The sequence below is a fragment of the Ruegeria sp. CDSC079 genome (assembly GCF_059610505.1).
Window position 1 is genome coordinate 24,403 of sequence record NZ_JBXWNT010000005.1, and the last position, 26,213, is coordinate 50,615.

Annotated in this window: 21 protein-coding genes, 1 tRNA gene and 1 pseudogene; 15 read left to right on the forward strand and 8 right to left on the reverse strand. The window is 55.6% G+C overall.

Features of this window, described 5'->3' with window-relative positions; genetic code table 11:
• Positions 1 to 70 precede the first annotated feature (70 nt).
• Positions 71 to 3,073 carry a PA14 domain-containing protein gene (locus AC2FIC_RS10365; protein WP_496691662.1) on the forward strand — a complete coding sequence of 1,001 codons (3,003 nt, stop codon included), beginning with the start codon at positions 71 to 73 and terminating at the stop codon, positions 3,071 to 3,073.
• A 224-nt stretch (positions 3,074 to 3,297) separates the two neighbouring features.
• A complete protein-coding gene (locus tag AC2FIC_RS10370) occupies positions 3,298 to 3,633 on the forward strand; it encodes a hypothetical protein (protein WP_142635900.1) in 336 nt (111 codons plus the stop codon).
• Between the two features lie 175 nt (positions 3,634 to 3,808).
• Here the strand turns inward: AC2FIC_RS10370 and AC2FIC_RS10375 are convergent, their stop codons facing one another.
• Complete coding sequence (locus tag AC2FIC_RS10375) at positions 3,809 to 5,548, reverse strand: arylsulfatase (protein WP_496691663.1); 1,740 nt, start codon at positions 5,546 to 5,548, stop codon at positions 3,809 to 3,811.
• Between the two features lie 143 nt (positions 5,549 to 5,691).
• Here AC2FIC_RS10375 and AC2FIC_RS10380 point away from each other — a divergent pair, with 143 nt between their 5' ends.
• Positions 5,692 to 6,600 (forward strand): LysR family transcriptional regulator, encoded by a 909-nt coding sequence (locus tag AC2FIC_RS10380; RefSeq protein WP_496691664.1) that lies wholly within the window; start codon positions 5,692 to 5,694, stop codon positions 6,598 to 6,600.
• A gap of 29 nt (positions 6,601 to 6,629) precedes the next feature.
• Here AC2FIC_RS10380 and AC2FIC_RS10385 read toward each other — a convergent pair whose 3' ends face one another.
• The 3 genes from AC2FIC_RS10385 to AC2FIC_RS10395 form a co-directional block, all read right to left on the reverse strand.
• Complete coding sequence (locus AC2FIC_RS10385) at positions 6,630 to 7,628, reverse strand: formylglycine-generating enzyme family protein (RefSeq protein WP_496691665.1); 999 nt, start codon at positions 7,626 to 7,628, stop codon at positions 6,630 to 6,632.
• 183 nt (positions 7,629 to 7,811) lie between these two features.
• Positions 7,812 to 8,318 (reverse strand): hypothetical protein, encoded by a 507-nt coding sequence (locus AC2FIC_RS10390; RefSeq protein ID WP_496691666.1) that lies wholly within the window; start codon positions 8,316 to 8,318, stop codon positions 7,812 to 7,814.
• A 409-nt stretch (positions 8,319 to 8,727) separates the two neighbouring features.
• On the reverse strand, positions 8,728 to 9,678 hold the full coding sequence (locus tag AC2FIC_RS10395) for a GlxA family transcriptional regulator (RefSeq protein WP_496691667.1): 951 nt from the start codon (positions 9,676 to 9,678) through the stop codon (positions 8,728 to 8,730).
• Between the two features lie 154 nt (positions 9,679 to 9,832).
• Between AC2FIC_RS10395 and AC2FIC_RS10400 the strand changes: the two genes are divergently transcribed.
• From AC2FIC_RS10400 to AC2FIC_RS10415, 4 genes are read left to right on the forward strand one after another with little or no spacing between them, the layout of a single operon-like run.
• Entirely contained in the window at positions 9,833 to 10,543 is a 711-nt protein-coding gene (locus tag AC2FIC_RS10400) for a GntR family transcriptional regulator (protein ID WP_496691668.1), read from the forward strand.
• 7 nt (positions 10,544 to 10,550) lie between these two features.
• Positions 10,551 to 11,468, forward strand: coding sequence for a dihydrodipicolinate synthase family protein (locus AC2FIC_RS10405; protein WP_496691669.1), 918 nt, complete (start codon positions 10,551 to 10,553; stop codon positions 11,466 to 11,468).
• Between the two features lie 3 nt (positions 11,469 to 11,471).
• Positions 11,472 to 12,968, forward strand: coding sequence for an aldehyde dehydrogenase (locus AC2FIC_RS10410; protein ID WP_496691670.1), 1,497 nt, complete (start codon positions 11,472 to 11,474; stop codon positions 12,966 to 12,968).
• Positions 12,965 to 14,305, forward strand: coding sequence for an NAD(P)/FAD-dependent oxidoreductase (locus AC2FIC_RS10415; protein WP_282021560.1), 1,341 nt, complete (start codon positions 12,965 to 12,967; stop codon positions 14,303 to 14,305). The genes AC2FIC_RS10410 and AC2FIC_RS10415 overlap by 4 nt, the downstream gene beginning before the upstream one ends.
• On the opposite strand, the gene AC2FIC_RS10420 is transcribed toward AC2FIC_RS10415, so the two are convergent.
• The 4 genes and pseudogenes from AC2FIC_RS10420 to AC2FIC_RS10435 form a co-directional block, all read right to left on the reverse strand.
• The gene (locus AC2FIC_RS10420) at positions 14,306 to 15,040 is read right to left on the reverse strand and encodes an SDR family NAD(P)-dependent oxidoreductase (RefSeq protein WP_496688708.1); all 735 of its coding nucleotides are present in this window, start codon (positions 15,038 to 15,040) and stop codon (positions 14,306 to 14,308) included. It abuts the gene before it with no gap.
• Positions 15,037 to 15,768, reverse strand: coding sequence for an SDR family NAD(P)-dependent oxidoreductase (locus AC2FIC_RS10425; RefSeq protein ID WP_271948145.1), 732 nt, complete (start codon positions 15,766 to 15,768; stop codon positions 15,037 to 15,039). Before AC2FIC_RS10425 ends, AC2FIC_RS10420 begins: the two co-directional genes overlap by 4 nt.
• A gap of 67 nt (positions 15,769 to 15,835) precedes the next feature.
• Complete coding sequence (locus AC2FIC_RS10430) at positions 15,836 to 17,377, reverse strand: trimethylamine methyltransferase family protein (RefSeq protein ID WP_496691887.1); 1,542 nt, start codon at positions 17,375 to 17,377, stop codon at positions 15,836 to 15,838.
• Positions 17,378 to 17,499: 122 nt separating this feature from the next.
• Positions 17,500 to 17,649: pseudogene (locus AC2FIC_RS10435) on the reverse strand (BCCT family transporter); the annotation flags it as partial.
• 143 nt (positions 17,650 to 17,792) lie between these two features.
• Between AC2FIC_RS10435 and AC2FIC_RS10440 the strand changes: the two are divergent.
• The 8 genes from AC2FIC_RS10440 (at position 17,793) to AC2FIC_RS10475 (ending at position 26,213) form a co-directional block, all read left to right on the forward strand.
• A complete protein-coding gene (locus AC2FIC_RS10440) occupies positions 17,793 to 18,698 on the forward strand; it encodes a LysR substrate-binding domain-containing protein (protein ID WP_282021563.1) in 906 nt (301 codons plus the stop codon).
• 91 nt (positions 18,699 to 18,789) lie between these two features.
• A complete protein-coding gene (locus tag AC2FIC_RS10445; protein WP_496691671.1) occupies positions 18,790 to 19,944 on the forward strand; it encodes an aromatic ring-hydroxylating oxygenase subunit alpha in 1,155 nt (384 codons plus the stop codon).
• Positions 19,945 to 19,991: 47 nt separating this feature from the next.
• Positions 19,992 to 20,216, forward strand: coding sequence for a hypothetical protein (locus AC2FIC_RS10450; protein WP_496691672.1), 225 nt, complete (start codon positions 19,992 to 19,994; stop codon positions 20,214 to 20,216).
• Positions 20,217 to 20,341: 125 nt separating this feature from the next.
• On the forward strand, positions 20,342 to 22,762 hold the full coding sequence (locus tag AC2FIC_RS10455; RefSeq protein WP_496691673.1) for a GcvT family protein: 2,421 nt from the start codon (positions 20,342 to 20,344) through the stop codon (positions 22,760 to 22,762).
• A 102-nt stretch (positions 22,763 to 22,864) separates the two neighbouring features.
• On the forward strand, positions 22,865 to 23,839 hold the full coding sequence (locus AC2FIC_RS10460) for an alpha/beta fold hydrolase (protein ID WP_496691674.1): 975 nt from the start codon (positions 22,865 to 22,867) through the stop codon (positions 23,837 to 23,839).
• Between the two features lie 82 nt (positions 23,840 to 23,921).
• A tRNA-Met gene (locus tag AC2FIC_RS10465) sits at positions 23,922 to 23,998 on the forward strand.
• Between the two features lie 515 nt (positions 23,999 to 24,513).
• Positions 24,514 to 25,266 (forward strand): MBL fold metallo-hydrolase, encoded by a 753-nt coding sequence (locus AC2FIC_RS10470; RefSeq protein ID WP_282027791.1) that lies wholly within the window; start codon positions 24,514 to 24,516, stop codon positions 25,264 to 25,266.
• The gene (locus AC2FIC_RS10475; RefSeq protein ID WP_496691675.1) at positions 25,263 to 26,213 is read left to right on the forward strand and encodes an MBL fold metallo-hydrolase; all 951 of its coding nucleotides are present in this window, start codon (positions 25,263 to 25,265) and stop codon (positions 26,211 to 26,213) included. The genes AC2FIC_RS10470 and AC2FIC_RS10475 overlap by 4 nt, the downstream gene beginning before the upstream one ends.

Below are 26,213 nucleotides of genomic sequence, written 5' to 3' on the forward strand. Positions count from 1 at the left end.
ATTGACCTTCGCTGAACACCTGCATGGTAAAAGGTGACGTGAATCAACAAATTTCCTGAGGTGTCACGCGATGAGCAATATGAAAGACAATCCGGAATTTCGGGCGAAAACACTGCAGGCCGAACACGACGAAACGCATGAAATCGCCGCTCATCTATCGCGCAATACTGTCAACACCTCTGACGATCCCAGCCGCAGTACATTGCATACCGGCGAGCAACAATCCGGCGCGCTGGAAGACCGCGCGCGCTTTGAAGAGTCGATTGAAACGCTGAACGTAACCGCGCCAACCGCGGTTGAAAGTTTCGAGGCACCAACCGACCAGAGCCTATCCAATTTCAGCACAACTGGATCCTCAAGTGCCGCGCAGCCTTTGCAGTCTGAGGACACAGCGGACACACCCGCGGTGCATACCCCGCCTCTCGAAGGGAACATGCCCGCCCAAACTCCTTTCGAGCTACAACAGGCCATTGAAATTGACCCACTGGCTCTGCAAGCGGCGGAAGCAAGTCAGCCGATTTCATTCCAGAAAACTGCCGGACAGTCTCCAGATTTTTCGGAGCCGGACGTGAACGACGCCCCCGAAGAAATCTTGTTGGACGGCACGACTATAGCCGAAAATGCAGTGGGCGGCGTGGTCGGAACCCTTTCGGTTGTGGACCCGAATGACGGGGAAACACATACATTCGAAGTCTCGGATGCCCGCTTCGAAATTGTCGACGGTCAGCTACAGCTAAAACCCGGCCTCTCGCTGGATCATGAGGAGGCGGCGCAGGTCGAGGTGGATGTCACAGTCACCGATGCCGGCGGGTTGGGCCTGACGGAAAGATTCACGGTTGATGTTCTCGACGTGAATGAAGGCCCAGTAGGTATCGCGCTGAACGATACCACAATATCGGAAAACGTCACCGGTGCGATTATTGGCCGAATCGAGGCGATCGACCCGGACGCGGAAGATGCCCACGTATTCGAAGTGTCAGATGACCGGTTCGAGGTCTTCAATGGAGAGCTTCGCGTGAAACCCGGGATGCAGTTTGATCACGAAGAGACCGCTCAGATCGACCTGCAGGTCACCGCCACCGATTCTGAAGGGCTGAGCGTGACCGAGTCTTTTGTCATCAACATCAAAGACATCAACGAAGGACCCACAGATCTTAGCCTTGGCAATGACACTGAAAACCTGATCCACAACGGTAGTTTCGAAGAGTTTGACCTTGATGAAGGTCGCTGGCGGGGATTTGACGGCGACGATAGCGGCGCCTGGACCGACGCAAACGGGATCGAAATCTGGGACCGTCTCGGCGGAACCCAGGCTTCTGAGGGTGATCAACTAATGGAAATGGACCATGCGCGCGGCGTAGACAGCATCTCTCAGGTCGTCGAAACCGAGGCAGGCCAGCTTTATGATCTTGGCATCGACCTGCGCGAACGCCTTGCAGGTGGAACGGACACGGTTGAGGTCTACTGGAATGGCAATTTGGTCGCGGAGCTTGATCCTCAATCCGCCGAATGGCAAACATTCGACCTTCAGGTGGTTGGAACCGGTCAGGACAACCTGGAGCTGAGGGAAGCTGCAAACCAAAATGACAGCTATGGCGCGCTTGTCGACAACATTACTCTGACTGCGGCCGAGCTAACGGTGGCCGAGAATGTTGAAGGTGCCGTTGTTGGAAAAATCTCTTTTGACGACCCTGACCTTGGCGGCTCGCATCGGTTTGAAGTCTCTGATGACCGGTTCGAGGTTGTCGACAACCAGTTGCGGCTAAAACCTGATGTGGCGCTTGATCACGAAGAGGCCTCATCTGTAACGGTGGATGTAACTGTCATTGACGAGGGCGGTCTTACTCTGACCGAAAGCTTTACCGTCAATGTCGCGGACATGGTCGATCCCCGTATTTCCGCCGGCACAGATGGGGACCAGCCCCAAGTCACCGAGAGCGAGCCTGACGAGCCTGAACCAGATGCAAAACTTCCTGATGGGAGTGATGCCCAAGATCCCATTTCGGAAAAGGCAGAGTTTCAGCCAGATGGTCTCGGTCCGGTTCAGCCTGAATCGCCTGCTGATCCGAACCAACCTTCGGCACCATATGAGAGCGGAGCACAGCCCCCTGCCCCGAGCGCCGAGATGCAAACTGGTTTTCATGCAAGTTACTACGATGTAGACCAGAGACTGACCCGAATGGATCAAATCGACTGGAACTCAGCCCCGACTCATCAGGAAGTTGTTTCCAAAATCGACTACGAACTTGGAAAAGACTCATTCTGGGAAGGCGGATCCTCCGACACATTCGGTGCCAGGCTGGAAGGGTCCTTCACTGTCGAGGAAGGGGGCAGCTATACTTTCTTTGCCGGAGCAGATGATGGGATTGCTGTTTTCATCGATGGAACAAAGATCATCGAGTACGATAAGCCACATGGGTTTCGCACGTATTCAGAAGAGGTCAACCTTGAGCCTGGGACTTATAGCATCGAAGTCCGATATGTCGAGAACCACGGCCATGCGGGGCTGAAGCTGGAATGGGACGGTCCGGATACCGATGGCCGTGAGGTGATGCAGGCCGATCCCGGTTTGTCGGTTCCCAAGGACGACGCGATCCAAGTTGGCATCCAGGTGTCGCATGCGTCTGATCAGGCGAATGTTACACTGGAAGGGTTACCGGCAAATACCCTGATAATCAGTGGTGAGCATTCGGTGATCACCAATGGTGATCCGGTGGATTTGTCGGGTTGTAACCTGAACCACCTGGAGCTTTCCCCGCCAGTAGGTTTCGAGGGCGTAATTCATGGTCAGATCGTTGTGTCAGACATAGACAGCGCCGGCACTCTCATCACTTCGGAAAACCCATTTGCCCTGACCGTCGGTGACGACCCTGTCAGCCCAGGGAATTCTTTGGACGAAGAACTGGCTTACGAAGCGCTGTACTCGAGTACTCCTGGAACCCTGCCTTGGGATGCTATCCATTCGACCGACAATGCCCCAGAGGTGGATGTTCTGGACGAGCCGATCTCAACCCTCGGAGATGCAAATATTACTTGTATTGAAACAGATACTTATGAGAGATTTGATTGGTAGTGAATGCAATGCTCAGTGGAGCCGACCTGCATTCTGTTCTGGGATGCGATCTTTGCCACAGGCTTCTTGCCGAGACGCTAGAATCTTGATTTTGCAGACGGTCCAACACCTATATTTTCTTTGGTTGTGCCCAAGGCACAGTCTGGCCAGAATTTCAGCAAATTTATGACAGAAATCACACCTAGCTGCGGCGTTCGAAACGAATCTGCTCTAGGTGAGATCAAATGAAAAAGTTGGCCATTCTTCTTATATTTATGCCCTTCACGGCGCTTGCAGAAGAGCGGGTGTTTGAATGTCAGTCGCCAGACGAACAGCATCCCGAAATGGCTGCGAAACTGATCAAATATGAAGATCAAAACAAAGGTCGTATCAAGATCGGTGACATCGACAAAGAGGTCGATGTTTTCCCGGGGCTCGATACCTTGACCTACCTGTATATCGGCGAGGATCACACGCTGAGTTATAACGTCCACCCCCAGAAAGGCACGTTCGATTTCTCTGCCTCTGGTAGTAGAACCGGTTGGGGCAAAGGAACTTGCACGGAAATCACAGGGCAATAACCCGCATCTCCTCCTAACAATGCACCGGCCTGTTCCATGGGCGTGTGCTTGCGGCAAACAGTGGCTGCACCCGCAGTAGCGCCACATATCTATCGGCGGACCAACCAGCACTGTGCCTTTTTCAAATATACGCATCGCGCCGTTTCCGTCCCGAAACGGCGCGATGACATTTCAGTTAATGCGCGCCACTGCGCTTGGCGTTGACGACCGTCTGCTCCAGAGGGTTATAGCCTTCTGGAACAGGCACAAGATTTACCCTTTTTGCATAGTCCTCAAAATAGGCCTGCATCGCTGCGACACGCTCGGGCATCTGGTCCGCCAGATTGTGTAATTCCGACGGATCAGCTTCGATATCAAACAGTTCCCATTCGCCTGTGCCTTTAGGGGCCAGATTCTGCATCAGTTTATATTTGCCCTGGAATACTGCTGAGGACCCTGCAAGCTCATATCCGACCGGGTTGTTATCGTCGCGCACGGTTTCCGTCTCACCCTTCAGGACCGGCATCATACTGATACCGTCTGGCGTATAAATTTCGCGACCGTCATAGACCGGTCCGGGAACGTCTACGCCGGCAACGTCAAGAAGTGTTGGAACGATATCGCGAACAAAGGCAAATTTATCGACTTGCGATCCGGGCTCGACAACACCCGGGAATTTCACGATCAAAGGGACACGCAAACCACCCTCGGTCGAGAATGTCTTAAAGTAGCTGCCCGGAACCGCTGCGGCTGCCGCCCAGCCTGGGCCGTAATCAGCATAGACACCCTGCTGCCCCATATCCGAATAATCGCCGTCAAAATCCTCGATATAGACCTTGTCGTAATGGGCTTTGTACCAATCACGATAGGCTTCAGACAGCGGCAACTGGTTCGGATCCGGGCCGTTATCCGCAAGGAAAATGACGATGGTGTTGTCCGCAATACCTTTTTCATCCAGATAGCTCAGAATCCTGCCGATATTGACATCCATATTGTCCAGCATTCCGGCATAGGTCTGCATCCGTCGCGCGTTGAATGCTTTTTCTTCGTCGTTAAGCTTTTCCCAATCCGGCATCTGCCACGGTTCATAAGAGGTTTTCGCAAACTCCGGGTCCAATTCCACATCCGGAGAGATCAGCCCAAGTTCCTTCTGCTTTTTCAGACGCGAAACCCGCAGGGCCTCGAACCCTTCGTCATAAACGCCGTCATATTTGTCGATGAATTCTTTTGGCGCCTGATGAGGATAATGGACGGCCTGATACCCGACCCAGGCCAAAAATGGTTTACCGTCATCCAGGTTGCTGTCGATGTAATCGATCATCGTTTGGGTATAAAAATCGGACGAGAAGTAGTCGTCCGTTGGCAGGCTGACAAGCTTGTCGTCCTCGTAATAGTGCACCCGCGTATAGAACGGGGCATAGGGCTGCTCGACCCAGTTATCCGCACCGCTTTCGCCCAGCATAAAGGATTTCTCAAATCCGCGGTCATAAGCGATCGTGCCAGGCTCATGACCTAGGTGCCATTTGCCGGTCATATAGGTGTGGTATCCTGCGTCGCGCAACAGACGCGGCAACGCAACAACTTTGTCGTTCAAATGACCTTCATAGCCAGGCTTGCCGAATTGGTTATCGGCCTGAATCTCTAACATATTGCCGAGGCCTGCGAGATGGTTGTCGACACCGCTGATCAGCATAGTCCGAGTGGGCGAGCAAGACGCACCGACGTGGAAATTGGTGAACAGCATACCGTCATCTGCCAGTTGGTCGATCGAGGGCGTTTCGATTTCACTGCCAAATGCGCCAACATCGGAAAACCCCATGTCATCTGCGATTAGAATAAGAACGTTTGGGCGTGTATCCTCAGAATCGGCAAGTGCTGCAGTCGTTGATAACGCCGAAGCGCCAAGCACAGCTAATATATTCCTTAAAGGAACCATTGAATCCTCCGTTATGTGGGAAGTCCGGGGCGTCGTGCCACGGTCGACAATAATGTCGCAGGAAACGACAATTCCGGCTACAGAAAGAGACGACCATTCCATCATTTGGTATGAGCGTTCTGAATATTGGAACGAGGGTGTAAATGATTGATTCCAAAGCCATAGATGCGGTGCGCTCATTGGCCAGACACGGCAACTTTCGCGTGGCAGCGGATGCAATCGGAACCTCTCCGGCAAGTTTCTCACGCTATATCGGCCAGGCAGAAGCTTATGCCGGTCAGACGCTATTCGAACGGACAGGCCGCGGCGCAACCATCAGACCGGCGGGGAAACGCTTTCTGCAACTTCTGGACGCGCTGCACAATGCGACCAGCCAGTTTGAAGCAGGAGTCAAACGGCTGCGTTCGGTCGGCCCGGAGGTGCTGAATATCGGTTGCGGCCCCCTGACGACCCGGACGATCATCACGCCGCTTCTGGCAGAGCTGCTTGATAACTGGCCAGATCTTCGCGTCCGCGTTGATGTGCGGGCCACCATGGAACCCCTCGAAGCATTGCGGATAGGGCGTCTGGACGTGGCGGTTTGCGATCTTACGCACACGCCCAACCTAAGCGATCTGGACATTCAGGTCGTTCGAAAGGAACCCGTTTTCTTCTGCGCTCGCCCCGACCATCCCATTCATCAGGCAACTCCGGTCTCAATCGCGGAGGTGTTTCGGCATCCGTTAATAACTGCGCATATGCATCGCCACTGGCGCTCTGCCATTGCCGCCACTCTGGAGAATGACGAGAAAGCCTGGCATATTGTTGACCGATTGCCCCAGATCGAAAGTGACGATTTCTCTTTAGTTGCCGATATGGCCTGCAGAGCAGACCTGATTGCCGGAGGAATGAAGGAAGATTTTGATCAGCACCTGAAATTGGGGATGTTGAAAGAGATACGGACCACGCAACCTCTGACCTGGAACATATGCGCTGCCCGTCGCATGGGCGTCAAATTTGCCGCGCTTGATATGTTCTGGAATCGATTGTGTCACCGGTACGGGGCGGAATAAACCCGCCGCATGACCGGAATACCCGGCGGTTAGTCTACATCGCGGACAACGCGAAATCCGACATGATTGCTGCCCAACGACATCTCAACCGGCTGCCGCGCAGCAGGTCGGTAACGCAGACAGAAATTCGGCGCGCAAAGCCATGAGCCCCCTTTGACCAATCGCATTGCACCCATCGATGCGCTACCGAACTGGGCGGCAAAGGCCTTTTCCGGGCCGGTAGGATCAATTTGGTCACCAGGAATGTGCCCCGGCACCCACCAGTCGGCCACGTGCTCCCAGACATTGCCCGCCATGTCATACAGGCCGTAGCCATTGGCCACATATGAAGCTACGGGTGCGGTTCCGACATGGCCATCGTCAGCCATGTTTTCGCTTGGGAACTGTCCTTGCCAGGTGTTTGCCTTCCACCCATTGCTGGGATCATAGCTGTCACCCCAGGTGTAGTCGGCGCCTTCGATCCCGCCGCGAGCTGCAAATTCCCATTCGGCCTCGGTCGGCAGACGACCTCCAATCCACTCCGCAAATTCTGCGGCATCCTCGGGTGACACATGCACCACCGGATGGTCGCCCAGTTCCGCAATTGAACTGCCCGGTCCTGCCGGGTGTTGCCAGCTTGCACCTTTGACATAGCGCCACCATGCGTTGGGATTATTCAGCGACACCGCTTCCTTAGGCTGGGCGAAGACCATCGACCCAGGCTCAAGCAAATCTGCAGGCAGACCCGGGAAATCCTCCGCCGACAAGCCACGCTCTGCCGTTGTCTGATACCCGGTTTCTTCGACAAAATTCGCAAATTGGTCGTTGGTAATTTCTGTCCGCGTAATGTCAAAGGACCTGACATTCACTGGATGGACCGGAGTCTCTTCCGCTTGAAAGTTTTGTGAGCCCATCAGGAATTCTCCACCATCCAGCCGGACAAACTCAGGACCTGGTTTGGAACCGATACTGGTATACCAAACGGCAAAGCATACAATCGCAACCACGGGAACCGAGCCATAGGCTAGCAATCTTCTTGAAAGGGGCATGTAGCATTAACCTGTTGGATCTATCAGGGGTGAATGTAGTGATTTGGTACGGTTTTCAATCCCCTACTGTGAATGGGCAGCATTCCTACCCTTCGACCTGAGCTTCAACGAAAGGCGCGCACCTGCCTGATGCGAGGCAAATTCACCTACACTTGTAAATTCATGTCAAATTGGGACCGCTGTTCAATTCAAACGATCCACAGCCGCCAAAGCACCCGACAGAGCGACCTTGATCTCTGAGGGCATGCCTCTGCCCTGTTTATATTGATTGGCCGCGATCCAACCTGCCTTGTGCCCCCGCGCACCAATCGCCTTCATCCGGGCATCAGCCGCAGAATCCGGCATTTTTTCAATCAGGTTTCTCGAATACTCGATCTCATCGCGGGACAAAATCATACCAACCGCACTGTATACATCCATGCCTACTTGCATCGTCAAATGATCCAGCCGATGCGTTGCCCCAGACAACATCCGCGTGCAATAGGCCGCCAGAAAATACCAGCGAAAGATCGCAAGTATGCGCTTCTGAGTATCAGTGACTGTATCCACCTCAAATATTGCCGTGGCGGATATCTTTTCAAATGCTGAACTGGCCGCCTGCGAGGCCTGAGTAATCTGATCCTCGCGCACGTCTACGGGTATGACTGGCGGGACAGGTGTCACGACCGGCTGGTAAGTTTCGAAATTCATGCATGGCCTCCGGCTTTGGTTGCTGAAGGGAACATGGGGGTTCGAAAATGCATCCCGATGTGAATCTCTGCCATAGTTTGTAAGTATACCCGGTATTTTGGCTAAACTTAAAAGCCATTTTTCATATGTAACGCAAACTCAAGGACAAACTTGGCTATTTGAGCTATTAATTGTGTGGGATTTGAGCCGCATTTTTTGCAGAAATCTGGGCCTTTATATCGCCCTAAACCCCCTTACATCTGACACGATCTTGCAGAATTTGTGCCCTTTTTACCAAATACAAACAGTCAATCCTGCTGATCAGTTTACGAGTTTGAATTTAACGAGGGGGTACAAGCGGGACTAGGGGGTGAGCGCCTGCCGGGCCGGGCTCGCCCTAGGGCAGAGCAGCTCCCCCCGCCGCCTTCCGTCAATCGATTTTGCTTTTTTGCGAATGCGGTGTGACACCAAAACTGGATCGATAAACCCGCGAGAAATGGCCGGGATTTTCAAAGCCACAAGCCAACGCGACCTCGGTGACAGATGCTTCGGTCTGAAGCAAAAGCTTTTGCGCGCGTTCCAGGCGCAATTCCATAAAGTATTTTTTGGGCGAAGTGTTGAGATACTTACCAAATAACCGCTCTAACTGGCGCGTGGATATGCCAAGATCATCCGCGATCTTTGACGGAGAAATCGGTGCTTCAAGGCATTCGCGCATGGTATGGATAGCCCGAGCCAGATGTGCGTTACGCATCCCGTTGCGCGATTGCAATGATACCCTTTGTTTGGCCGTTGCGTTGCGGGCAGCATTATACACCATCTGGTCTGCAACCGCGATCGCCAGCTCCTCGCCGTGATCGCGTCCGATCAGATGCAGCAAAAGATCGGCAGTTGCCGTCCCACCCGATGCCGTGATGTGTTTCGCGTCTGCCACGAAGACACTGCGCACAAGGTTCACCTCTGGGAACGCTTCCATAAACGCATCGTGATATTCCCAGTGGATCGCAGCCTGAGAGCCATCCAGAAATCCAGCCTCTGCTAGAAGCCAAGCACCAGAACACAATGCCCCGATCGGCGTGCCCCGCGCACGTTCGCGTCGCAACGTCGCCAGAAGGTCGCGTGAGACATGGTTGCGCATGTGGATGCCCGACAAGACAAACAGCTGATCAGTCTTTGGAATATCGCCCAACCCGCCATGCACAAGTGTCACCACCTTATTGGAACATACTGCACGCTCTGCGTCCTCCGATATCAGCGTCCAATCATATAGCGTTTTCTCACTGACCAGATTGGCGATCCGCAGTGGTTCGACGGCACAGGAAAAGGCGAGATGCGAGAACTCCTCGATCAGAACAATGGTGATGTGCCGCATCTGAGGCATAGGGTTTTCCACTTTGTTCGGCCGGATTGGCTGAGTCTTTGTCGTTGGATTATGCTGCACGAAATTTCCATGTATACAATATGTATTTTATTCGGATACAAAAAGGAGGCAATCGAACCCAATCGATTCTTGCTGGCTGGGCTGGAGGATCCGGATGAAGGACGTCGCAAAAACCCGCAAAACGCAGCTGGCCGAGCACTTGAAGGTCTCGATCCTGACTTTGCGCCTGCAACCTGGCACCGATCTGGACGAGGTGCATCTGTCCGATGCGTTTGGCCTGTCGAGAACGCCTTTACGTGAAGTGTTCCGACAACTCGCCGGAGAAGGATATCTGGACCTGCGAACAAACCGCAGCGCGCGCGTGTCCGAAATGTCGTATACCACCTTGCGCGATTTCTTTCTGGCCGCTCCGATGATCTATGGTGCAATCCTGCGACTGGCAGCGGCGAATGCAAAGCCTGTGCAGATTGAAGCCCTGAAAACCGCACAGCAGGCATTCAAGGCCGCGCTGCGGGATGGGGCAGCCGAAGAGCGCGCCCTGGCCAATAACCGCTTTCACGAAGTGACCGGCGAAATGTCGGGCAATGTCTATCTATTGCCCTCTTTCAACCGTTTGCTGATTGACCATGCCCGTATCGGCATGACCTTCTACCGGCCACAGTCGGGCAGGATGGTCGAAAACCTGTCCGAGGCAAGCCAGCAACACGACGCCATCATCGACGCCATAGAGACACGCAATGAAACGGCTGCTGCGCAGCTGGCCGAAGATCACTGGAACTTGTCACGCGATCAGATCGAACTGTTCGTGATGCCCGATGCGCTGGATGTCCCAATGGGCCTCCCACCGCTTTCGAAACCTGCATGAGGACGGAATGAATCCAATTTTCCGATTTGAGGGGGTCTATACCCCGGTGGTCACGCCCTATCAGGCCGATGACAGCGTCAACTGGGACGCGCTGGCGCAGGTGATCGAGCTTCTGATCAAGAATGGCGTGCATGGTCTAATCTCGGGCGGGTCGACAGGTGAGAATTATGCGCAGACCGTGGAGGAACGGCTCGAATTGGCGCGGTTCACCCATTTGCGTCTGAAAGGCCGTTTGCCTCTGGTTGTTGGCACGGGCGCGATGTTGACGTCGGACTCGGTTGCGCTGGCGTCGGGTGCAAAGGAAATCGGGGCGAATGCGATCCTGTTGGCCAGCCCGCCCTATTCGGTGCCCACCGACCGCGAAAATGCGCTGAATGCGCTGACCATCGACAAGGCCGCCGACCTGCCGGTAATGCTGTACAATTATCCTCACCGCACAGGCACGATGATGGGCGAGGAATTCCTGGACCGCGTCGGGCGCAGCAGGAATTTCTGCGGCATCAAGGAAAGCTCGGGCGATATCAACCGGGTGCATCTTCTGGCGCGGGACTATCCGCATATCCAACTGGGATGCGGTATGGACGATCAGGCGCTGGAATTCTTTGCCTGGGGCGCGCCGTTCTGGGTCTGTGGCGGCTCGAACTTTCTGCCTGCCGAGCATGTGGCGCTATACCAGGCCTGTGTAATCGAGGGCGATTTTGCCAAGGGCCGTCGGATCATGTCGGCGCTGATGCCCTTGATGCGGGTATTAGAACAGGGTGGCAAATTCATCCAGACCATCAAGCATGGTGTCACAATGAATGGGATTGACGCGGGCATCGTTCGGCCGCCGCTGAAATCTTTGAACAAAGATGACAAACGCGCGCTAGAGCAAGTGACGCGCGTGCTGAAACAGAAAATCGCTGACATCATGGCAGAGGGGTAAGGTATGACATTGCTGACGCAGGACGAATACGACTCCATCGCCGCGGGTCTGACCTTGCCAACCGGCGCCTTTATTGATGGCGCGTATCGCCCGGCGATTTCCGGGCAGTCCTTCACAACGGTTAACCCGGCGACCAATAAGAAATTGGCCAACATTGCCGCCTGCGGCGTAGCGGACGTGGATTTCGCCGTCGAGAAGGCGCGCGAAGCGTTCGAAGATGGCCGCTGGTCGAGGCTGCACCCATCCGAGCGCAAAAATGTGCTGATCCGGTTGACCAAACTGATCACACGCAATGCACGTGAACTGGCGGTGATGGAAAGTATCGACAGTGGCAAGACCATCTTTGACTGTGAGACCGTCGACCTGCCCGAGACCATTCATTGCCTGAAATGGCATGCTGAGGCGATCGACAAGATCTATGATCAGGTCTCGCCCGCCAGTGACGACCACATCGCTTTGGTCGTGCGCGAGCCGATTGGCGTTGTCGGGCTAGTCCTGCCCTGGAATTTCCCATTGCTGATGCTGGCATGGAAAATCGGGCCCGCTCTGGCTGCGGGCTGCTCGGTGGTTGTGAAACCGGCCGAGGAAACTTCACTGACGGCATTGCGGCTGGCCGAACTGGCGATGGAGGCCGGTCTGCCACGCGGCGTCCTAAACATCGTCCCCGGCGCAGGTGCCGAGGTGGGCGAACCTATCGGACGGCACATGGATATCGATATGGTGTCCTTCACCGGTTCAACCGTGACTGGCAAACGGTTTCTGAGCTATTCGGCGGAAAGCAACGCCAAAGAGGTGGTGCTTGAAATGGGCGGCAAGAATCCGGCCATTGTGATGGAAGATGCAGAAAATCTGGACCGCGTGGCGGCACATATCGTCAATGGTGCGTTCTGGAACATGGGTGAGAACTGCTCGGCCACGTCCCGCCTGATTGTCCACAAGGCCGTAAAGGCCGAGTTGCTCGACCGCATCGCCCATCATGTAAAGCAATGGAATGTCGGCGAGCCTCTGAACCCGGAAACACGATTGGGCGCAATGGTCAGCGAAGCTCATTTCGATAAGATCTGCGGATATCTGGATCAGGCCGAAAACGTGGTGATCGGAGGCAAAGCGGACAATGGCTTTGTCGAGGCCACCGTAGTCGAACTCGCTGGCAATGACGCCATCCTGGCACGTGACGAAATCTTTGGTCCTATTCTTTCGGTGATCACGGTTTCCAGCTTCGATGAGGCCATCAAGATCGCCAACGATACCGAGTATGGTTTGTGTGCGTCGATCTTCACAGCCAATGCGAAACGCGCCATCCGCGGGGCGCGGATGATCCGGGCGGGAACGGTGACTGTAAACAGTTTTGGAGAGGGCGATATCACCACGCCCTTTGGCGGTTATAAACAGTCTGGCTTTGGTGGGCGCGACAACTCGATCCATGCGCATGACCAGTATACCCAGCTAAAAACCATCTGGGTCGACCTGTCCGACGATGCGGATGAGGCCGTGGATTGAGCAGCTATGCCGCCCGAACCCTGCCAGTCCATCGCGGACCTGCGGCCTGGAGCGTCATATTAGGCGATCCACCCCCAGCCCAAGAACTGGATGGTGATCTGACGGCGGATGTCGTGATTGTTGGTGCCGGTTTCGCAGGCCTGTCAGCGGCACAGCGTTTGAGGCAGCTGCAAAGCGACGCAAAGATCATCGTGCTTGAGGCTGGCCGCGTGGCCGAAGGGGCTGCGGGGCGCAATACGGGTTTTATGATCGATCTGCCACATGACCTGGCCTCGGACAATTATTCCGGGCCGGGGGATGATCGCACCATGATCACATTAAACCGACTTGCAATTGATTTTGCCCGATCGGCGGTCGAGCAATATCAGATCGACCCGAATTTCTTTGATCCGGCTGGCAAGGTTAACGGAGCGGTGAGCGCGGCGGGACATGCACATAATATCAGCTATGCGCATCATCTCAGCACTTTGGGTGAGACCAGTGAAATGCTCGACCAACAGCAGATGCACGCCCTGACAGGGTCGCGCCACTATCGGTCGGGGCTATACACACCCGGCACGGTTATGTTGCAACCAGCAGGCTATATTCGCGGTCTGGCTGCGGGACTGATCAAGGATGGCATTGCATTGTACGAGAGCTCTGGCGTGACCGGGTTTGAGAAGCAAGGCGGTGCGTGGCTGGTAAAAACCGCGCGCGGTACCGTCAGCACTGGTACAGTCATCCTAACGGTGAACGGGCATCTGGAAAGCTTTGGGATCGAGCGCGACCGACTGATGCAACTGTTCCTTTTTGCCGCAATGACCCCTGAGCTGGACGCCGAAGTGCTATCGCGGCTTGGGGGGCAACCCCGCTGGAGTGTCACACCATCTGATCCGTTGGGTACAACGATGCGGCGCATTGATACGGCGCAGGGCGGCAATCGGATCATAACCCGTACCTGCGCGGCCCTGCGCCCGGGCATGACCTCAACTGCTGGTGATCTGGCGCGCGCCTCGCGGGTGATGCAGCGCAAATTCGACCAGCGATTTCCGCAGTTGGCGGGGCTGGACATGCAATATCACTGGGCCGGTCATCTCTGCCTCAGCCTGAACGGCGTTTCCGTCGCGCGAGAGGTCGAACAGGGCGTGATTTCCGGCTGCGTCCAGAATGGGCTAGGCACGGCGCGCGGCACCCTGACCGGTATCGCGGCAGCAGAACGCACCTGCGGCCACAGCTCGAATATCACCCGGTATTTCGACGCCCAGGATCAACCCAAACGCCTGCCCCCAAAACCATTCCGAGAGATCGGTGCCAATGCAGTGCTGCGCTGGAAAGAATGGCGCGCGCGGGACGAGTGATCAGGGCAGGCTCAGCTTGGCCATGCGGCCTCCGTCGACTGTGTAGACCTGCCCGGTGATAAAGCTGGCATCATCCGACGCCAGGAAGGCGACCAGCGCCGCAACCTCTTGCGGGCTTCCGGTTCGGGCAACGGGGTGTATGCGCTTGATATCCTCGTGAAATGTCTCCGGGTCCGGCATTGAGGCGATGAAATCCACGTTCAACTCGGTGTCGATCCAGCCAGGGGCCACGGCGTTGCAACGAATGCCCTCTGCCCCATGATCCACGGCCACCGCTCGTGTCAGGCCATGCAACCCGGCTTTGGATGCGCAATAGGCAGCATGGCCGGGATTGCTGCCCAGCCCCTCAATCGAGCCGATATTGACAATCGCCCCGCCCGCCCGCCGCAGATGGGGCAGCGCCGCCTTGATCAGCAGGAACGGGGCCGTGAGGTTGACTGTCAGCGTGCGCTGCCAGTCTGCAAGGCTCATCTGCTCGACGCCGGCTTCCTGCATCATGCCTGCATTATTGACCAGAATGTCCAATCGCCCGGACAGATCAACGACCTGATTGACCACCGTTTGCGGGCTGTGGGGATCTCTGAAATCGGCCTCGAACCCTTCGAATTCCGGATCGCTCCCACGTTGCACGGTAAAGACCCGTGCACCTTCGTGTTGCAAACGTTCCGCGATGGCGCATCCGATACCGCTGCGCCCGCCCGTAACCAGTGCGGTTTTGCCGGTAAATCGCGTCATGAAACCGGTTTTCCTCCGTTCACTTCCAGCAATGCCCCGCACACATAGCGCGCGGCGTCCGAGGCAAGAAACATCACCACATCAGCAATATCCTCGGGCTCGGCGATACGCCCCAAGGGCACCGTCCGGCCCAGCTCGGCCACGGCAGTATCCGGATCGAAGCCGCGTTTTTCAAACCCCGACCGCAGCATCGGCGTGTTTACTTCATTCGGGCAGACGGCGTTAATGCGGATGCCCTGATGCGCGTGGTCCATACCCATGCATTGTGTCAACGACGCAATGGCTGCCTTGGTCATGCAGTAGACCGCGTGGTTCGGCCCAGGGCGCAGGCCCCAGCATGATGCGGTGTTCACGATGGCGCCACCACCACGTGCCGCCATGATCGGGATTGCGGCGCGACAGATGCGAAAGGGCGCCTCGACATTCACGCCCAGCGACAATGCCCAGTCGGTATCCGAGGTCTCGGTCACCGCTCCGCGGGTGATGACCCCCGCATTGTTGACAACTATATCCAGCCCGCCCAGCGCATCCGCCGCATGTTGCGGCAATGCATCTGCATAAGCACTCTCGCGCAAATCGCCGGGCAAATGGGCGTCGGCCTCGATACCCTCAACCGAAACGTCCGCAACCGCAACCCGTGCCCCTGCCTGCCGCATCCGCTGTGCAATAGCAGATCCGATGCCGCCCGCAGCCCCTGTGATGAGCGCTGTTTTGCCCGTCAGCTCCATTTTCCCTCCGAGTGCTAAATAGAAACCCACCCGACAATGCAGTCGGGATAGGTCCAAGGCGAAATCTTTAATAGGCTTGGTTCAGCTCGTCAGCGGCGGGAATTTCCCGTTCCCGCCGAGCGATATAGTCCAGCAGGGCCTCGTTTTTGGCCACGTCCAGTGTCGGTTCCTGGTATTCGGCCAGCAGCTTGCGCGCGTGCTTCAACGCGCGCTCAGTGATCTCAACCCCGCCTTCTGCCACCCATTGCTCAATCGAGTTGTTGTCGAACATCTCGGGCATGAAAAACGCCGTTTGAAAATTGTCCTGCGTGTGCGGATGACCCAGATAGTGCCCGCCTGGACCGACCTCTGGAATGGCGGCAAGAGCTTGGTCGAAATCATCCCATTGCGGGCCTTCTGCCATGCGATAAGCCATCGCACATTGTTCAGCATCGACAATGAACTTGGCGGTGGAACAATGCATCCCGGCCTCATTCCAGCCGGCCGAATGCCAAATATAGTTCGCACCGGAATGAAGAACGGCCTGTAGCGTCGTGGCGGATTCGTACCCGGCCTGCGCATCAAATGTCTTGGCCCCACCCAGCGTATTCGAGGTGCGCCATGGAACGTCGTAGAACCGGGCCATCTGCCCGATCATAAAGTTCATCAGGCTGATCTCGGGCGTGCCGGCCATCGGGGCACCTGATTTCATCGACACCGTCGACAGGTAGTGCCCGTAAATCGCCGGAGCACCTTTGCGAATGACTTGGGTATAGGCCAGCGCGCTCAGTGCTTCGGCGTTCAATTGCGCCACGGTGGCGGGAACCGATGCGGGCGTATTGGCCCCGCCCAGCACAAAGGGCGAGCACAACACAGGCTGATTGCGGCGAGAAAAGGCCCGCATCGCGCCCAGCATCGTTTCGTCCCAGACCAGCGGAGAGTTTCCGTTGCAGTTGCCCGTGGTGACCGGATGATCTTCAATGAAATCTTCCCCGAACAGGATCGCACACATCTCAATGACGTCTTCGGCGTTTCTCGGCGAGGTGGTCATACCCATGAACGTCTTGTCCGAATGTTTCATCGACGAATAGGTAATGCGCAAATGTCGCTGACTGATCGGGTGGTCGTAAGGTTCGACAATGTGATGCGCCGAGGAATGCATCGCCGGCAGCATGTGGCTGAGTTTGTGGAACATTGCCAGATCATCGAGCGTCGGATTGCGCCTCACGTCATCGAGATCGCGCAGAAAGGGCGCGCCGGTCATCGGCACAAAGATCGAGTGCCGTCCACCCAGTCGCACGTTCTTGTTCGGATCGCGAGCATGATAAGTGAAGGTGCTGGGAATAGTGGCGATCAGCTCTCGGACCAGGCCCCGGTCCAGATAGACCAGTTCGCCCTCGACCTTTGCACCAGCTTTTTTCCAATCCTCCAGTGCGATTGCATCGCGAAACTGAACACCGACATTCTCAAGAATATCCATTGAGGCGCTGTCGATCCGGTCGATCTGGCTGCCATCCATCACCTCGCATAGGGGGATGCCTCGGGTCAGGCCGGGCAACATCTCGAAATTCGGAGCAGAGCGCAGCGCGCGCCGGGCCGCGCGGCCACCGGTTCGGGTCATGGTACGCATATTCACAGGGCGATCCTCCAATCCTCCCCAAAAGATTGCGGTATTTGGTCAAAGCAAGCCTCACTAATTGCGATACATGTTTGCAGGAAGCGACCCACACCCGAAACCGCCGAAATGATCTACAGACCCATGATGATGACTAGACCTGCTATCAGTTCAACCTTGCTTGGCTCGGGATCATCTCCGCCCATATCTATGATCCACTCCATGCCGGTGATTGCATAAGAACCGTCAATGAACTGGCTGACACCAAACCCGGTCGTCACAGAAACATTACCTGATTTTGACGGCACGCATCGGAAACACGGCACTCGACATCATCGTTTTTGAAAATTTCTTCTGGCGCACAATCTTAAAAAGTCCAATATTTGAGTGAGAATAATTAACCTGAAGACCGCCAACGGCTACACCTGTCATGTCCAGACGTCACTATAATCTGCCGCCACTCACCACGCTGTCGGCCTTCGAAGCCGCTGCGCGCCATCTAAGCTTCAAGAATGCGGCTGAAGAACTGTCAGTGACGCCGGGCGCGGTCAGTCATCAGATCAAAGCGTTGGAAGGTGATCTTGGCACCGCCTTGTTCCAGCGCAAACACCGGGGGGTCGAACTGACGGAAGACGGCAAAGCGCTGTATGACGCGCTGGCTTCTTCGTTTACCCGCATCTCAAAAACACTGGCAACAATCCGCGACCGTGCCACCGTCGAAAAGGTAACCGTAGGATCAACCACTGCAGTGGCTGCTCTTTGGTTGTCGCCATCGGTAATCCGGTTCTGGCGCGAAATGCCTGAAGTAAATGTTGACCAGCTTTCACAGGATCGACCATTTCGGGATCGACCGGATATCGATTTCTTTATTCGCTACGGCCGGGACGGCAACGGTGACCTGTCGCACACCCCTCTGTTTCGGGATTGCCTGGTCCCCGTCGCCTGCCCAGAGGTGGCGGATCGGTTGGCCGGTGCAAGCCTCGAAGATCTCGCCGCTGAACGACTGATACATCTGGACTCTGAAGACCGCAGCTGGACCACTTGGCCCGAATGGTTTCAACAACTCGGGTACACGGGAACCATTCCGATCGATTCTCGTGTGAACAGCTATTCAGTAGCCCTCCAGCGGGCGCGTAAGGGGGCCGGGCTGGTTCTTGGATGGCAACGCTTGATCCAACCCATGCTGCAATCGGGAAAGCTGGTGGCAATCGGGCCCCACCTCCAGATCGCTCCAAACCAGTTTTATCTGGTTGGCCGCTCGGATGAAGACTTGTCCGAAAGTGCCCGGGCGCTGAAAGATTGGATCATTCAAGAGGTTCAGGACGGTTCGGTTTAGGTGAAATCACTCTGTGATGAGGTTTTCTGATATTGAGTGGATGCCAGCGTATCCGCCAATAGAGACCAAACAACACCTGCAGGAGAGCCCGATGAACAAGCATACTGCGCTGTCTTCCGTTCTGGTCGATGTGAATGTCGCAAACGGCCTGCCAAACGAACACTATATCGACCCGGCACTTTTCGCCGAAGAGCGTAGATCGGTTTTGTACGCCAACTGGTCCGGGATCGGCTTTGGCAAAGACGTGCCCGAGGAAGGCGATGCCATGCCGGTCGATTTCCTAGGCATGCCTTTACTAATCGTGCGGGATCGGGATGGTGAGGTTGGCGTATTTCAAAATACCTGCCGTCACCGCGGGATGATCCTTGTCGATACCCCTCGCAAGATAAGTGGCGCGATCCGTTGCCCCTATCACAGCTGGTGCTACAGCCTGAAGGGAGAGCTGCGTGCGACGCCACATGTTGGCGGCGCCGGTCACAACACCCATGAGGACGTGGATCGCAAATCTCTGGGCCTTATCCGTATTCGCTCTTATGTCTGGCGGGACGTGGTCTTTGTTAATGTGGACGGCAATGCACCCGAATTCGAAGAGGCGCACGCCGCCTTATTGGAACGCTGGAAAGAGTTTGATCAACCAGTACATCACGGCGGTGAGGCCTCTTCGTTCAAGTTGGAGGTCAAGACCAACTGGAAGCTGGCGGTTGAGAACTATTGCGAAAGCTATCACCTGCCCTGGGTGCATCCCGGCCTGAACAGTTATTCGCGACTTGAAGATCACTATAACATCGAAATGCGCGGGCATTATTCCGGTCAAGGCACGCTGGTCTATCGACAACTCACTGACCATGACGGCACCACATTCGCCGATTTCGACGGGCTAAGCGATCAATGGAATGAGGGCGCAGAGTATGTGGCCGTGTATCCAAATGTTCTTTTGGGTGTGCAGCGTGACCATGCCTTTGCCATTGTCCTGGAACCGGTTGATCACGAAAATACCGTTGAGCATATCGAGCTTTATTATGCCAAAAGCATCGAAGACACACCTGAACATGATGGCCTGAGGGCGGCAAACGCCCAGCAATGGAAAACTGTGTTTGAAGAGGATGTGTTCGTTGTTGAAGGGATGCAAAAGGGTCGGCACGGAATGTTGTTCGACGGCGGTCGGTTCTCTCCGGTGATGGATGGTCCGACCCATAATTTCCATCACTGGGTTGCGACGCAGATTGAAAGCGGTCGCGCCGACTGAACCAGCTGTCTGGCCATGCTTGACTGGCCAGATGCGACGGAGACCCGATGGACAGAACAGAATTGGATCGCTTGCTACTTGAGGCGCATGATCATGATGATCCTGCCGCGTTGGTCCGCTATTACACTATTGCAGCAGATGAATGCGAAGCGGTGCAAGATATCGACGCGGCCTGTTTTTACCTGACCCACGCCTTTGTATTCGCCCTGGAAGCCGGGGCCTCTGAAACAGATGAATTGAACCACAGACTGGTCGCGTATGGACGTGCATAGTGGTGGGCATCGGAGACTAGCCTTGGGTTATATCTGTTCAATCCCACGTGAAATTTAAACCCGTTGTCTTGGGTTCAGTACTGGTAACACATGACGACAAGACCAAAATTTTGGATGACAGACTCATGAAGACAAATGCACAGGCAGTGGTAATCGGCGGTGGTGTGATTGGGTGCTCGATCCTGTATCACCTGACCAAATCGGGGTGGTCAGACGTGGTGCTGTTGGAACGGGATGAACTGACATCCGGCTCGACCTGGCACGCGGCGGCGAACATCCACGGACTGCATGACAGCACCAATATCAGCCGCATCCAACACTATACGATGACGCTGTACAAAGAGCTTGAGGCTGAAACCGGCCAAAGCTGCGGCGTGTTCCAGCCCGGCTCGTTATATCTAGCCCAAACCGAAGAGCGCGAACACCAGCTGAGGATACAGGCCGCCAAGGCCAAGCTGTACGGGATGAATTTCTATGAGATCAGCATCGAAGAGGCGCAGCGTCTGAACCCGCTGGTCAATTACGATGGCATCCGATGTGTCATGTACGAACCTGATGGCGGTAATGTTGATCCCTCAGGGGTCACCAACGCCTACGCTGTCGGTGCGCGCCAGCGTGGGGCCGAAATCCACCGCTTTACGCCGGTCACTGCGACAGATCAGCAAGAAGATGGCACCTGGATCGTGGGCACCCCTAAGGGGGACATCCAAACGCCGTGGGTTGTGAATGCCGCCGGTCTGTGGGGCCGCGAAGTTGCCATGTTGGCCGGGATCGAGCTACCCCTGCAACCGACCGAGCATCAGTATTTTGTCACCGAAACCATGGCTGACGTCGCGGCGCATGATACCCGCCTGCCCTCGGTCAGTGACCGCGATGGCGAGTACTATTTGCGGCAGGAAGGTCAGGGCCTTTTGGTGGGGGCTTATGAAAAGGATATGAAATTCTGGGCCGAGGACGGCACACCCCTGGATTTTGCCCATGATCTGTTTCCCGACGATCTGGAGCGGATCGAAGAGAATATGATGAACGCCATCGAACGCGTACCTGCCGTGGGCGACGCCGGGATCAAACGGGTCATCAACGGACCGATGATCTGGTCACCCGATGCCAACGTTCTGATGGGACCAGTGCCCGAGGTCGACGGCTATTTCTGCTGCAACGGCATCATCCCGGGATTCTCGCAATCGGGTGGCATGGGCCTGATGGCGGCGCAGTGGATCATCGAAGGCGAAACCCAATACGACATGTTCGCCTGGGACGTGGCGCGGTTCGGCACATGGGCTACGAAAGATTTCACCAAAGCCCGCGTGCAGGACCAGTACGCACACCGCTTTGCAATCCACTTCCCAAATGAAGAACGCAGCGCAGGACGCCCTGCCCGGACCCGCCCGATTTATGACAGGCAAAAGGACATGGGTGCCGTCTTTGGCCTGAATGTCGGATGGGAACACCCGCTGTGGTTCGCAGAAGCGCCCGGCGCCACGGACACCAACGGATTCACCCGCCAGAACTGGTGGGAACCGGTGGGCGCGGAATGCCGGATGCTGCGCGATCGGGCCGGGATCATCGACATCTCAAACTTTGCCAAATATGTTTGCAAAGGTCCGGGAGCCGAGGGTTGGCTTAATGCCGTATTCGCAAATTCCATGCCGAGATCGGTTGGTCGATCCTGCCTGACCCCGCTGATCTCAAAACGTGGTGGTATTGCTGGCGATTTCACCGTGACGCGCTTGGCCGACGACGAATTCTGGATCATCGGCTCGGGCATGGCCGAACGCTATCACAAACGGTTCTTCAAACAGGTTCCTCTGCCCGACGGCACCCGTTTCGAAAGCCGCACCGAAGAGACTTGCGGCTTTAACGTGGCTGGACCGAAATCGCGGGAAATCCTGCAACGGCTTACGAATACCTCGCTCAGCCCCGAGGATTTCCCCTTCATGCGCTCGCAACAGATCGAGATCGCCGGAATTGCGGTCCTGGCGCTGCGTGTCTCCTTCACCGGCGATCTGGGCTGGGAGGTGCATTGCGCCGCGAAAGATCAGCTCCGCCTGTATGAGGCGCTGATCGAGACCGGAAAAGAGTTCGGCGCAGGCCCAGTTGGCAGCCGCGCACTGATGTCGCTGAGGATCGAAAAGGGCTATGGGTCTTGGGGGCGCGAATACAGCCCCGAATACTGGCCACACGAGGTCGGGTTGGACCGGTTGTGCAAATTCGACAAATCGTTCCTGAACAAAGATGCCGCAAATACTGCCATGACCTCTCCGGCCAGAGAGCAGCTTGTCCTGCTGCATCTGGACGAAGCCGACACCGCAGCTTCGAACGCTGACGCGACCGGAGGCGAACCCATTTTCATGGACGGGCGCGGAATTGGTCGGGTGACATCGGGCGCTTATGGCTATTCCGTGGGTATGTCGCTGGCCTTGGGCTATGTTTCGGGTGCCGAGGCAGGCGACAGGGTCGAGGTCATGGTATTAGGGCGCCCGCATAGGGCAACAATCCTGAAAGAACCGCCCTTTGATCCAACTGGGACGATCTTGCGCGGCTAACCCAGTCCGCATTAGATCCTTCAAGCGAGCTGTGGACATTGCCTTCGGGTTGTGGCGCTATCCGGCCAGTAATCTGATCTGCTCCATCCAGAGGATAGGCTGATGACAATCTTCCTGACTATTGCGCTGTTCATTGCACTGTTTCTTGTTGCGATGAATCTTTGGACACGCAAGCTGACCCGTGACGGCCGGACGCGTGTCCCACAACAGGGGGTTATCATTTCCGTGCGCGGCGGCGATATCCACTATGTGGAAAAGGGCGACCCTTCCAATCAGACGGTTGTGCTCATTCATGGGCTGGCCGGGCAGTTGCAACATTTCACCTACGCCTTGATGGATAAACTGGCCGAGGATTTTCACGTCATTGCCGTGGATCGCCCCGGTTGCGGATACTCAACTCGTGAGACGGCAGAGCTTGGGCGGTTGCCCGAACAGGGCCGCATGATACATGAATTTCTAGAGGCAAAGGGGGTCAGCAACCCAATTCTGGTCGGCCATTCGCTGGGTGGCGCGGTTTCTCTGGCGATGGCGCTGGATTACCCGGACAAGATCAAAGCGCTGGCCCTGCTAGCTCCGCTTACTCAGGCGATGCCCGGGCCGCCCGCCGTGTTCAAACCGCTTGAAATCCGGACGGCATGGCTGCGCAGTCTGATCGGCAACACGATTGCCGTCCCGCTGGCCGCAAAAACCGCACCGCACACCCTTAGCGCGGCATTTGCGCCAGAACCCGCGCCCCAAGACTTTCTGGACCGCGCCGGCGGCGCTTTGGGGATGCGTCCATCCGCGTTTATCAGCGCCTCACAGGATGTGATCGGGATTGAACAGAGCATGCCGGCCCAGGTCGCCCGTTATGGCGACCTGAAAGTGCCTGGCTCCATATTGTTTGGAGCACAGGATGCGCTCTTGTCAGCCACGCAACACGGTGAATCAATGCAGGCGTTTGGTCTGAGTTTTGAACAGATCGAAGGGCTGGGCCATATGATCCCCCTGACAGTCCCGGACATCTGCAACAACTTCATTCGCGGCGTGGTACAAAATACAGAACCCAGGGCGACGGTTGTGCCGAATTCGGATTAGTCCCAGCTAAAATATTCCCAACAAAGGCGCCATTTCCCTCTTGACCCTCCCCAACCCCTCCCTTAAATCGCCATTCACTCATGGCGGAGTAGCTCAGTTGGTTAGAGCAGCGGAATCATAATCCGCGTGTCGGGGGTTCAAGTCCCTCCTCCGCTACCAAATTCCCATAACATATCAGTTAGAAACGTGAACTCAGCGTTGCTCTCACGTACCGCAAACATGGTTTGGGTGGCATTTTGGGTAACAGCAGACGAATTTTGTGTTCAAAAAGAACTGGGAATCGTCACGAAAAAGCGGGAAACGCCACACGCCGCAACCAGTCCCATTTCGCTCCAAGAGTTGAGATGCAGGCTCTCAGGGGCACCGGTGTAATCGCTAACTTACCCGCCGGTACCGAAGAAGTTGAGTAGACTTCTTAGTGATCAAGACGAAAGCAGCTTTGCACACACAGCCTTTCTTTCTCCATTTACAAATAATAACATTCATTTTATTGATTGTGTATGGATGGAAATACATTTTCTCGCCGCACTTTCTTGTACAGCGCCGCTTGCCTTGGGATGCTTGGTACTCAATCCAGGATCGTGAGGGCCGAGTTGCAACTCGGCCCTTCAGCTCGGATTTCAACCGTATCAGACGGGTACCTGTCATTGCCACCGGAAATGATCTTTGGGTCCATGCCGAAAGAAGAACTCGAACAGCTTCTGAATCGCAATCGAGTGGACGCGACCAAGTACGAGCCAGAGTGCAACGTGGCGCTCTATCGTGATGGTAAAAACACGGTGTTATTCGATGTCGGAGCTGGGCCGGATTTCATGCCCACGTCTGGCAAACTTATGGAAACTGTTGAAACAATCGGCCTGTCGCCCGAAGACGTTTCGCACGTGATTTTCACCCATGCGCACCCGGATCACATCTGGGGCATTTTGGATGACTTCGACGACCTGCTTTTCCCCAACGCGACGCATCACTTTGGCCGTAAAGAGTGGGATTATTGGTGGAACCCTTCAACGGTAGATTCAATAGGAGAAGATCGCGCTGCGTTCGCTGTAGGCGCGAAGCGCCGGATGGCAGAAATTGAGGATCAGGTGGCGTTCTTTGACGACGGACAAGAGATCCTTCCAGGCATTGCCGCCCGTGCAAGCTTTGGGCACACACCCGGCCACATGGCGTTTGAAATCCGCAGCGGCAGTGAATCCGTGATGATTGTCGGCGATGCGTTGGGAAATCCACACGTGGCTTTTGAACGGCCTGATTGGCACAGTGGCACCGATCAGGATCCACAGGCAGCTGCAGCAACTCGTAGTTTGCTGCTAGATCAGATTTCTCGCGAGCAAATGAAGATAATTGGCTTCCACCTGCCGAATGGTGGAATCGGCCGGGTCGAAAAAACTGGCTCTGCGTATAAGTTCATTGGAGAACCAACATGATACGAACGCTTGCGCTTGCGATTGCCTTGGCCTTGGCCGCACCAGCTTGGGCAAGCGAGGAAATTGCAGACCAATATCCGCAAAGCGTGCTGTATTCCAAACCGGTCGAGTATATCCCTGGCGTCTATTCCGCCATTGGCGCAACCGCACCACCAACCTACGAAAACTCTGGTCACAACAACAATCTCAGTTTCATTGTAACCGGTGAAGGTGTGGTCGTCATAAACGGCGGTGCAGCCTATGTCCTTGCCGAAGCGCTTCACAAGGAAATTCAGGCCATCACGGATCAGCCGGTCAGACTTGTCTTCAACGAGAATGGCCAGGGGCACGCGATGCTCGGCAACGCTTACTGGTCAGAACTCGGCATTCCGATCATCGCACATTCAGAAGCAGCGGCTGAATTCGAGGAATATGGCCCGCAAATTCTGCAGGGAATGCAGCGATACAATCAGGACAAGGCAGACGGAACATTCCTGGCTGGCCCAACCGAGACATTCGATGATGAGTACGTGGTTGAGATGGGTGAATTCCGGATTGAGGCAAAGTACCTCGGCCCTGCCCATAGTCCCGGCGATATCTCGATCTGGTTGCCGAACCAAAGCCTTGTCATTGCGGGCGACATGGCGTTTCACGAACGCATGCTGCCAATCTTTCAAGACACCTATACAGCGGATTGGCTTGTAACTTGGGACACCGAATTCGAGGCTTTAGATGCCACTTATGTGATACCGGGACACGGCCATCCTACGAACATGGATCAGGTGCGCCGCTATACACGCGACTACCTGATATATCTGCGCGGCAAGATTCAAGAGCATATGGATGCAGGAGGTGATCTGGCTGAGGCTTACTACGTCGATCAGTCACCTTATGCCAACCTGGACACGTTTGAAGAACTGGCCACGAAAAATGCGGGGCGCGTTTTCGAACAGATGGAATTCGAGTAG

Excerpts from the sequence above, each read along its gene's own strand:
- AC2FIC_RS10365 (WP_496691662.1), top strand. The coding sequence starts at position 71 with ATGAGCAATATGAAAGACAATCCGGAATTTCGGGCGAAAACACTGCAG.
- AC2FIC_RS10370 (WP_142635900.1), top strand. The coding sequence starts at position 3,298 with ATGAAAAAGTTGGCCATTCTTCTTATATTTATGCCCTTCACGGCGCTT.
- AC2FIC_RS10375 (WP_496691663.1), bottom strand. The coding sequence starts at position 5,548 with ATGGTTCCTTTAAGGAATATATTAGCTGTGCTTGGCGCTTCGGCGTTA.
- AC2FIC_RS10380 (WP_496691664.1), top strand. The coding sequence starts at position 5,692 with ATGATTGATTCCAAAGCCATAGATGCGGTGCGCTCATTGGCCAGACAC.
- AC2FIC_RS10385 (WP_496691665.1), bottom strand. The coding sequence starts at position 7,628 with ATGCCCCTTTCAAGAAGATTGCTAGCCTATGGCTCGGTTCCCGTGGTT.
- AC2FIC_RS10390 (WP_496691666.1), bottom strand. The coding sequence starts at position 8,318 with ATGAATTTCGAAACTTACCAGCCGGTCGTGACACCTGTCCCGCCAGTC.
- AC2FIC_RS10395 (WP_496691667.1), bottom strand. The coding sequence starts at position 9,678 with ATGCCTCAGATGCGGCACATCACCATTGTTCTGATCGAGGAGTTCTCG.
- AC2FIC_RS10400 (WP_496691668.1), top strand. The coding sequence starts at position 9,833 with ATGAAGGACGTCGCAAAAACCCGCAAAACGCAGCTGGCCGAGCACTTG.
- AC2FIC_RS10405 (WP_496691669.1), top strand. The coding sequence starts at position 10,551 with ATGAATCCAATTTTCCGATTTGAGGGGGTCTATACCCCGGTGGTCACG.
- AC2FIC_RS10410 (WP_496691670.1), top strand. The coding sequence starts at position 11,472 with ATGACATTGCTGACGCAGGACGAATACGACTCCATCGCCGCGGGTCTG.
- AC2FIC_RS10420 (WP_496688708.1), bottom strand. The coding sequence starts at position 15,040 with ATGACGCGATTTACCGGCAAAACCGCACTGGTTACGGGCGGGCGCAGC.
- AC2FIC_RS10425 (WP_271948145.1), bottom strand. The coding sequence starts at position 15,768 with ATGGAGCTGACGGGCAAAACAGCGCTCATCACAGGGGCTGCGGGCGGC.
- AC2FIC_RS10430 (WP_496691887.1), bottom strand. The coding sequence starts at position 17,377 with ATGCGTACCATGACCCGAACCGGTGGCCGCGCGGCCCGGCGCGCGCTG.
- AC2FIC_RS10440 (WP_282021563.1), top strand. The coding sequence starts at position 17,793 with ATGTCCAGACGTCACTATAATCTGCCGCCACTCACCACGCTGTCGGCC.
- AC2FIC_RS10445 (WP_496691671.1), top strand. The coding sequence starts at position 18,790 with ATGAACAAGCATACTGCGCTGTCTTCCGTTCTGGTCGATGTGAATGTC.
- AC2FIC_RS10450 (WP_496691672.1), top strand. The coding sequence starts at position 19,992 with ATGGACAGAACAGAATTGGATCGCTTGCTACTTGAGGCGCATGATCAT.
- AC2FIC_RS10455 (WP_496691673.1), top strand. The coding sequence starts at position 20,342 with ATGAAGACAAATGCACAGGCAGTGGTAATCGGCGGTGGTGTGATTGGG.
- AC2FIC_RS10460 (WP_496691674.1), top strand. The coding sequence starts at position 22,865 with ATGACAATCTTCCTGACTATTGCGCTGTTCATTGCACTGTTTCTTGTT.
- AC2FIC_RS10470 (WP_282027791.1), top strand. The coding sequence starts at position 24,514 with ATGCCGAAAGAAGAACTCGAACAGCTTCTGAATCGCAATCGAGTGGAC.
- AC2FIC_RS10475 (WP_496691675.1), top strand. The coding sequence starts at position 25,263 with ATGATACGAACGCTTGCGCTTGCGATTGCCTTGGCCTTGGCCGCACCA.